Annotated in this window: 7 protein-coding genes; 4 read left to right on the top strand and 3 right to left on the bottom strand. The window is 58.9% G+C overall.

Features of this window, described 5'->3' with window-relative positions:
* Positions 1-376: 376 nt before the first annotated feature.
* Positions 377-1,924: a PLP-dependent aminotransferase family protein gene (locus tag ACRER8_RS02120; protein ID WP_431744710.1), complete on the bottom strand. Its 1,548-nt coding sequence runs from the start codon at positions 1,922-1,924 to the stop codon at positions 377-379.
* A gap of 88 nt (positions 1,925-2,012) precedes the next feature.
* On the opposite strand from ACRER8_RS02120, the gene ACRER8_RS02115 reads away from it, so the two are divergent.
* Genes ACRER8_RS02115 through ACRER8_RS02100 form a run of 4 tightly spaced genes read left to right on the top strand, consistent with a single transcriptional unit; the run spans position 2,013 to position 4,109 of the window.
* The gene (locus ACRER8_RS02115; RefSeq protein WP_431744709.1) at positions 2,013-2,651 is read left to right on the top strand and encodes an FMN-binding negative transcriptional regulator; all 639 of its coding nucleotides are present in this window, start codon (positions 2,013-2,015) and stop codon (positions 2,649-2,651) included.
* The gene (locus tag ACRER8_RS02110) at positions 2,644-3,090 is read left to right on the top strand and encodes an N-acetyltransferase family protein (protein ID WP_431744708.1); all 447 of its coding nucleotides are present in this window, start codon (positions 2,644-2,646) and stop codon (positions 3,088-3,090) included. Before ACRER8_RS02115 ends, ACRER8_RS02110 begins: the two co-directional genes overlap by 8 nt.
* A gap of 15 nt (positions 3,091-3,105) precedes the next feature.
* The gene (locus ACRER8_RS02105; RefSeq protein ID WP_431744707.1) at positions 3,106-3,777 is read left to right on the top strand and encodes a GNAT family N-acetyltransferase; all 672 of its coding nucleotides are present in this window, start codon (positions 3,106-3,108) and stop codon (positions 3,775-3,777) included.
* Positions 3,778-3,836: 59 nt separating this feature from the next.
* On the top strand, positions 3,837-4,109 hold the full coding sequence (locus ACRER8_RS02100) for a hypothetical protein (protein ID WP_431744706.1): 273 nt from the start codon (positions 3,837-3,839) through the stop codon (positions 4,107-4,109).
* Between the two features lie 16 nt (positions 4,110-4,125).
* On the opposite strand, the gene oadA is transcribed toward ACRER8_RS02100, so the two are convergent.
* Complete coding sequence (gene oadA, locus ACRER8_RS02095; RefSeq protein ID WP_431744705.1) at positions 4,126-5,931, bottom strand: sodium-extruding oxaloacetate decarboxylase subunit alpha; 1,806 nt, start codon at positions 5,929-5,931, stop codon at positions 4,126-4,128.
* A gap of 11 nt (positions 5,932-5,942) precedes the next feature.
* The gene (locus tag ACRER8_RS02090) at positions 5,943-7,358 is read right to left on the bottom strand and encodes an acetyl-CoA carboxylase biotin carboxylase subunit (RefSeq protein ID WP_431744704.1); all 1,416 of its coding nucleotides are present in this window, start codon (positions 7,356-7,358) and stop codon (positions 5,943-5,945) included.
* Positions 7,359-7,375 lie beyond the last annotated feature (17 nt).

The following is a 7,375-nucleotide window of genomic DNA, read 5'->3' as shown; positions in this document are numbered from 1 at the left end:
GCTCAATGCTAGGTCTTGAGCGAGGACACATATCCCTGTGGGAGCGAATTCAATCGCGAGAGTCCAGCACATCCGAGAAATCTTCGTCGGCTGTACTCCCGCATCGCGAATGAATTCGTTCCCACAGGGGAACCGCGTTTGCTACGCGACAGCGCTGCGCGTTGGCGGCAGGGCAAATGCCAATGCTGGGGCTTGAGCGCACGCGTATCTCCTGTGGGAGCGAATTTATTCGCGAGGGGTCAGCACATCCGATAAATCTTCGTCGGCTGTACTCCCGCATCGCGAATGAATTCGCTCCCACAGGGGGACCGCGCGTTTGCTACGCGACAGCGCCGCGCGTTGGCGGCAGTGCGGCTGCCGCAGGAACTGACCGGCATTAATCCCTCCAAACTTCTCGCAATCGTAGCAACGCCGAAGCGATATCAGCCTCCGGCACCGCCGCGAACCCAAGCACCAATCCAGCCCGCTTATCCAGAGGCGTTTCCGAGTCCGGCAGCCAATAATCACTCAGCGGGGAAATCTCCACACCCACACTTTCGGCCTTGGCGACCAGTTCCGTTTCGCGTTCAAGACTTTCAACCGCGACTGATACATGTAAACCCGCCTGGGGCTTGGGCATCGGACTGCATCCGCGTAGCTCCTCGGGCCAGCCAGCGAGCAAGGCATCACGCCGACTCAACGCCGCCCGCCTCATGCGACGGATATGCCGCTGGAAATGCCCCGCTGCAATAAACTGCGCCATCACTGCCTGCGTGCCGATTTCCGAATGCCGCATGTCCACGGCCCTACGCTGACTGAACGGCTTGACCAGATTGCGCGGCAGCACCAGATACCCCAATCGCAATGCCGGAAACGCCACCTTGCCGAACGTACCGACATAAAGCACCCGACCGTGGCGGTCCAAAGCCGCCAGCGGCGCAAGTGGTGCGCCGCTGTAGCGGTATTCGCCATCGTAGTCGTCCTCGACAATCCAGCCCTGGGTGCGGTCCGCCCATGCCAGCAACTCCAGTCGCCGCGCCAGACTCATGGTCACGCCCAAGGGGTACTGATGGGATGGCGTGACATAAGCCAGTTTACAGCCACTTTTGTCAGGGTCCGGGCTGCGCATGCCGTCCATATCTACCGGCATGCCACGCAATTTCGCGCCTGCGACTGCGAAGGCGTGGCCTGCGGCGCGGTAGCCAGGATTCTCGAGCGCCACTCCATCCCCTTCGTTCAACAGCAACTGTGCACAAAGCGTAATTGCCTGTTGCGCGCCACTGGTGATCACAATTTGCTCAGGAGCACACTGCAAGTCACGGGACGTTCTTAAATACACCGCAATCAGTTCGCGGAGCCGCCATTCACCCGCAGGGTCGCCATAACCAAGTTGATGCAACCCCGGTCTACGCCAGAAAGCCGCGTGCAGCTTGCCCCATACGTCGAAAGGAAACAGATCGAACGCTGGAATTCCTACCCGAAACGCTCTCGGCAACCCGGTTTTGTGACTATTCAAATGATGCTGTTCCAGCATCTTCAGCGATGCGCTGTGGATAACTTCACTGGATAAATTACCAGCGTCATTTGGCAAAATTGTGGATAAACCTGTTGATAAGCTTGGTGATAAGCCTGTGGACAGTTTTGTGGATAGTTTTTTGACGTGGGAGCGTTTTTCCGGCAATAGGGCGACGTAAGTACCGTCACCGATTCGTCCCTCAGTGAAGCCTTCGGCATAGAGCTGGTCGTAAGCACGCATGACGCTGTTACGGGAGATCGACAGCGAAACGGCCAGATCGCGACTGGCTGGCAATCGCATGCCACTGCTCAGGCGACCATCGAGAATCCTCTGACGTAGGGCCTGATAGAGCTGTCGAGTCAGACCCTGCTGGCGATCAAGTTCGATCCCAGCGAAATCGAAGGTCAGCGATGGCGTGGCGATTGGCATGGATTGGCCCTACGAAATTGACCATTAATGGTTCTTACAACAGACCAATAGGCTGCCTAGGATTGACTCAGTCGCCAAGGAAAATCTCATGTACACACCCAGCTATTTCAAAGATGAGGATCTCGCCAGCCTGCACCGGCAAATTGAAGGCACGCGCCTGGCGACCTTGGTCACCTTTGACGAATCGGGCCTGCAGGCGAGCCACGTGCCGCTGCTACTCGATCCGACGCAAGGGACCAATGGCACGCTGTTCGGTCACCTGGCCAAAGCCAATTCGCAGTGGAAGGCGCTGGCTTGTGCTGAGGCATTGGTGATCTTTCAAGGCCCTGATGCCTACATCAGCCCGTCGTTCTATGCCGCCAAAGCCGAACACGGAAAAGTGGTGCCGACCTGGAATTACCTGGCGGTTCATGCTTATGGACGCGCTGAGGTGTTCACCGATCCCGCGCGCCTGCTCCAGATTGTCAGCGGGCTGACGCAAAAGCACGAAGCCGCTCGCGCCGAGCCATGGGCCATACGCGATGCCCCGGCCGATTACATCGAGAAGATGCTCCACGGCATCGTCGGCTTCGCCATCCCGATCGAACGGCTGGAGGGCAAACGCAAACTCAATCAGAACCGTAGCGCCGAAGATATCGCTGGGGTGAGTAAAGGTCTGGCCAGCAGTCAGGATCAAACCGATCAGGAAATCGCTCGCTTGATGAGCCAAGGAGGAACTCGTGTCTGACGTACAAATCCGCCCCATCACCGCTGACGATCACGACGTCTGGCTGCCGCTGTGGAAGGCATATCTGACCTTCTACAAGACCGAGCTGACGGATGCCGTGACGCAAAGTACCTGGACGCGCTTTCTCGACAGCGCCGAGCCAACCCATGCGGCGCTCGCCTGGCAGGACGGCAAGGCAGTCGGCATGGTCCACTTCATCTATCACCGCTCGAACTGGAGCATCCACTGGTCGTGCTATCTGCAGGACCTGTTCGTCGCCCCAGACCAGCGCGGCACAGGCGTCGGTCGCAAGCTGATCGAGTACGTCTACGCAACGGCCACGAAGGACGGTGCGGACAAGGTCCACTGGCTGACTCACGAGACCAACGCCACAGCCATTGCGCTGTATGAACGCATTGCTGAACGCCCCGGTTTCATTCAATTTCGCAAACCGCTCTGAGCTCAGGACCCCAACATGTCGAATCTTGAACATTGGCAATCGGCAAAGCTACCCGATAATCGCACGCTGAACGGACGCTTCGTTCGCCTGGAAAAACTCGACGCGGCGCGTCACGCAGACGGCTTGTGGACAGCACTGGAAGGCCCCGGCGCCGATCCTAAATTGTGGGATTACCTGGCCGTTGGCCCATTTGCCGAGCGCAACGCCTTCGACGATTATCTGCTGGGCCTGCAAGCTTCGACCGATCCGTGGTTCTACACCGTGATCGATCAGCAGACCGGCGCCATCGACGGTTTTCTTAGCTTGATGTCGATTGTCCCAAGCGCTGGCCGTATTGAAATTGGCCACGTGACCTTCGGCGCTTCCATGCAGCGCACCCCCAAAAGCACTGAGGCGGTGTACCTTCTGGCGAAGGAATCGTTCGCGCTGGGCAACCGCCGTCTGGAGTGGAAGTGCAACGCTGACAACGCACGCTCCATGAGTGCCGCCGAGCGCTTCGGCTTCAGCTTCGAAGGTACCTTTCGCCAGCACATGGTGGTCAAGGGCAAAAACCGCAATACCGCCTGGTTCTCGATTCTGAACAGCGAATGGCCGCAGATTGAAAAAGCGTTCGTAGCTTGGCTGGCCATGGACAACTTCGAAGATGGGAAACAAATCCAGACACTGAGCCACTTCAGGACGTTATAAACCCGTCGTATCGGATCGCTATACAGGACGGCCCCTCAGGACGAAATAGGCCGTCCCGCATGCCCCGCGTCAAGAATCGCCTGCATATCGCTTTCATCGTCGCCAGTGGCTTCGCTGCGGAAGTCTTCGCCACGCCAGCGCAAGGCTTGGTGATCACCACCCCAACCCAACGTCGATTGAGCGGTACCGATAGGCTGACGGTGACCAACACCGACGGCATCCTTGCGCCCGAAGGCGCGTGCAAGATTCAGGACAAAAAAAGAGGAGCCACGAGAGCTCCCCCAGAGGTAACCATTTCAGCCTTTCACGTCGTGCATGGAAGGCTGTCTTAATGTTGATGGATCGCGATCATTCGATCTCGACCAGAATTTCACCCGGATTTACACGATCGCCCTTGGCAACATGGATCGCCACGACCTTGCCAGCGACAGCGGCCTGAACCTCGGTTTCCATCTTCATCGCTTCGGTGATCAACACGGCCTGACCGGCTTTTACCGTATCGCCTTCCTTGACCAGCACATCGACGATATTGCCCGGCATGGTGGTGCTGACATGGCCTGGCTTGCTGGCCTGCGCGCGCTTGCCGATGCCGCCGCCGAGGAATTCGTTGAGCGGCTCGAACACCACTTCTTCCGGCATGCCGTCGATGGAGAGGTAGAAGTGACGCTTGCCTTCGGCCTTGACCCCCACGCCGGTGATGTCGACGCGGTAGCTTTCGCCGTGAACGTCGATGACGAACTCGGTCGGTACGCCTTCGCCGCCCGCCTTCGCCACAGCGCCCGGCTCAGGGATTGGCAGCAGAGGTTCTGGCGACAGAGTGCCCGCAGCGCGTTCTTCGAGGAATTTGCGGCCAATGTCCGGGAACATCGCGTAAGTCAGCACATCCTCTTCAGATGTCGCCAACCCGCCGATCTCGCCGCGCAGCTTGGTCATTTCCGGCTTGAGCAGGTCGGCCGGGCGCCCATCGATCACTTCTTCATTACCAATCGCCTGCCGACGCAGTTGTTCGTCGACTTGGCCTGGCGCCTTGCCGTAACCCCCAGTGAGGTACAGCTTCACCTCGTTGGTGATGGTCTTGTAGCGCTCGCCCGCCAGCACATTGAAGAATGCCTGGGTGCCGACAATCTGCGAAGTTGGCGTCACCAGCGGCGGGTAGCCCAGGTCCTTGCGCACGCGGGGGATCTCGGCCAGCACTTCGGCCATGCGATTGAGCGCGCCCTGCTCTTTCAGCTGGTTGGCGAGGTTGGAGATCATGCCGCCTGGAACCTGGTTGACCTGCACGCGGGTGTCGACGGCGGTGAATTCGCTCTCGAACTGGTGATACTTCTTACGCACCGCGTAGAAGTACAGGCCGATTTCCTGCAGCAGTTCCAGATCCAGACCGGTGTCGAATTCGCTCCCCTTCAATGCCGCGACCATCGACTCAGTGCCCGGATGGCTGGTTCCCCAGGCGAAGCTGGAAATGGCGGTATCGATGTGATCGGCACCGTTTTCCACAGCCTTCAGCTGGCACATGGCGGCCAGCCCCGCGGTGTCATGGGAGTGGATGAACACTGGCAGCGACTGCTCAGCCTTCAGCGCCTTGACCAGTTCGCCGGTGGCGTACGGGGTCAGCAGGCCTGCCATGTCCTTGATCGCAACCGAATCGCAACCCATGGCCTCCATTTGCTTGGCTTGGGAAACAAAGGCTTCGATGGTGTGCACCGGACTGGTGGTGTAAGCGATGGTGCCCTGGGCGTGTTTGCCCGCTGCCTTTACCGCTTCGATAGCCACTCGCAGGTTACGCACGTCGTTCATGGCGTCGAAGATACGAAACACGTCAATGCCATTGTCAGCCGCCTTGGCGACGAAAGCCTTGACCACGTCATCGCTGTAATGGCGATAGCCCAGCAGGTTCTGACCACGCAGCAACATTTGCAGACGCGTGTTCGGCAGTGCCGCGCGCAGTTGGCGCAGGCGCTCCCATGGATCTTCTTTCAGAAAGCGCACGCAGGCATCGAACGTCGCCCCGCCCCAGACTTCCAGCGACCAGTAGCCGACTTTGTCGAGCTTCTCGCAGATCGGCAGCATGTCTTCCGTGCGCATGCGGGTCGCCAGCAACGATTGGTGGGCGTCACGCAGGATGGTATCGGTGACATAAATCTTCTTGGACATTGTTATGTTCCTCACAGGCCTGCGTGGGCGGCAATGGCGGCGGCGATGGCCAGGGCCAGCTCTTCGGGTTTGCGCTTGATCGAGTAGTTGGTCAGTTCAGGGTGGCTTTCAACGAAACTGGTGTTGAACTGGCCGCTGCGGAATTCCTGGTTGCGCAGGATCTCCTGGTAATACGCGGCGGTGGTTTTCACCCCCTGCAGGCGCATGTCGTCCAGTGCGCGCAGACCACGGTCCATTGCCTCTTCCCAGGTCAGCGCCCAGACAATCAGCTTCAGGCACATCGAGTCATAGAACGGCGGAATGGTGTAGCCGGTGTAGATCGCCGTGTCGGTCCGCACGCCAGGCCCGCCGGGCGCGTAATAACGGGTGATCTTGCCGAAGCTGGGTAGGAAGTTGTTCTTCGGGTCTTCGGCGTTAATGCGGAACTGCAATGCGAAACCACGATGAATGATGTCTTCCTGTTTAACCGAGAGCGGCAAGCCCGAGGCGATGCGTATCTGCTCGCGAACGATGTCGATGCCGGTGATTTCCTCGGTGATGGTGTGTTCCACCTGCACGCGGGTGTTCATCTCCATGAAGTACACCTCGCCCTCGGCGAGCAGAAACTCCACGGTGCCAGCGTTTTGGTAACCCACAGCCTTGGCTGCGCGTACGGACAAGTCGCCGATGTAGGCACGCTGCTCGGGGGTCAACTGAGGGCTTGGGGCGATCTCGATGAGTTTCTGGTTACGGCGCTGGATCGAGCAGTCGCGCTCGAACAGATGTACGACGTTGCCGAAGCTGTCGCCGAGGATCTGTGCTTCGATGTGCTTGGGATTGACGATGCATTTTTCGAGAAAGACTTCGGCCTTGCCGAAGGCCTTAGTCGCTTCGGAAATGACCCGGGGGAAGGCCTGTTCGAGTTCTTCACGACTGTTGCAGCGACGAATCCCGCGACCGCCACCGCCAGAAGTAGCCTTGAGCATCACTGGGTAACCGATGCGATCGCCCTCGGTCAGGGCTTCGGCGATGTCAGCGACATTGCCTTCGGTGCCTGGCGTGACCGGCACACCGGCCTTGATCATGCTGCGGCGGGCTTCGGTCTTGTCGCCCATACGGCGGATGACTTCAGCGGACGGACCGATGAATTTAATGCCACGTTCGGCGCAAATCTCGGCAAGCTCGGCGTTTTCGGAGAGAAATCCATAGCCAGGGTGCAACGCGTCGCAGCCGGTTTCCACGGCCAGATTCACCAATTTGCGCGGATTGAGATAACCCTCCAGCGGTTCGGAACCGATGCCGTAAGCCTCATCCGCACGCTTTACATGGAGCGCATGGCGGTCCGCGTCGGAATAGATCGCAACCGAGCGGATGCCCATTTCGGCGCAAGCGCGCACAATCCGGACAGCGATTTCTCCACGGTTGGCGATCAGGATTTTTGTTATCACTGGCATTTCCTCGACCG

It is taken from the genome of Pseudomonas sp., from assembly GCF_050739935.1.
GTDB lineage: Bacteria > Pseudomonadota > Gammaproteobacteria > Pseudomonadales > Pseudomonadaceae > Aquipseudomonas.
Note: the sequence above shows the minus strand (reverse complement) of the source record. Positions and strands in the feature narration are given on the sequence as shown.

What these genes read in the sequence shown, in the direction of transcription:
- ACRER8_RS02120 (WP_431744710.1), bottom strand. Translation starts at nt 1,924, where the DNA reads ATGCCAATCGCCACGCCATCGCTGACCTTCGATTTCGCTGGGATCGAA.
- ACRER8_RS02115 (WP_431744709.1), top strand. Translation starts at nt 2,013, where the DNA reads ATGTACACACCCAGCTATTTCAAAGATGAGGATCTCGCCAGCCTGCAC.
- ACRER8_RS02105 (WP_431744707.1), top strand. Translation starts at nt 3,106, where the DNA reads ATGTCGAATCTTGAACATTGGCAATCGGCAAAGCTACCCGATAATCGC.
- ACRER8_RS02100 (WP_431744706.1), top strand. Translation starts at nt 3,837, where the DNA reads ATGCCCCGCGTCAAGAATCGCCTGCATATCGCTTTCATCGTCGCCAGT.
- oadA (WP_431744705.1), bottom strand. Translation starts at nt 5,931, where the DNA reads ATGTCCAAGAAGATTTATGTCACCGATACCATCCTGCGTGACGCCCAC.